This window comes from Brucella sp. 22210, from assembly GCF_052045675.1.
In the GTDB taxonomy this organism is placed as follows: Bacteria; Pseudomonadota; Alphaproteobacteria; order Rhizobiales; family Rhizobiaceae; genus Brucella.
Genome location: NZ_JBQEPD010000150.1, coordinates 1 through 681 on the forward strand (window position 1 = coordinate 1; position 681 = coordinate 681).

The window sequence follows — 681 nt, forward strand, 5'->3', positions numbered from 1 at the left end:
GGGAAGATGCCGAAGATCTCGTTCAGGAAACACTTCTCAAAGCTCTCGCCAATCGGGAGAAATACGTCCCTTATTCCCCCCTCAAATCGTGGCTTTTCACCATTATGCGCAACACTTTTTGCACCCGTATCCGGCTGCAGAAGAGAGAAGCGCCCGGTGTTTCCGATTGCGTATCTCCAATTGCGAGCGTAGGTCCCTCCCAGGAAGACATTGTTGAAGCACATGATGTGCAAATCGCTCTGAAAACACTGCCGCACAAATATCGCCGGGTACTCTCGCTGGTGGTGTTTGAAGGCAAAAGCTACGAACGCACAGCGGAACTTTGCGAGTGCTCAATCGGTACGGTCAAAAGCCGCCTGCATCGGGCCCGCCATAGACTGCACAACATGGTCGATGGTTCATGAATGGAAGCAATCAGGCGCGATTGACTGATGAGGAACCGGCGAGGGCACCGTAACGTTAACCTGCCTACGGGCATATCCGGGACGTTGATGTCGTTTTAAGCGGATTACAGGCCCGCGATATCGCGCCGGGTCATGAATATAGGCTCCCTTCGCTTGCGCGCAAGACATCCTCAGCGTGCAGCCCGATTAATTGGAATCAGCATTTGAGGCTTCGCTGGCGGTAGTGAATGGCTTTTGAATAAAGCCTGTCGGGAAAGCTTTGCCAAATCAAATACCA

At 52.6% G+C, this 681-nt stretch carries 1 protein-coding gene; it reads left to right on the forward strand.

All coding sequences use genetic code 11. The features are described from left to right. Window positions 1–404 (forward strand): RNA polymerase sigma factor (locus ACTJKP_RS27080; protein ID WP_440632861.1); only part of this gene is annotated, 404 nt, incomplete at its 5' end. Window positions 405–681 lie beyond the last annotated feature (277 nt).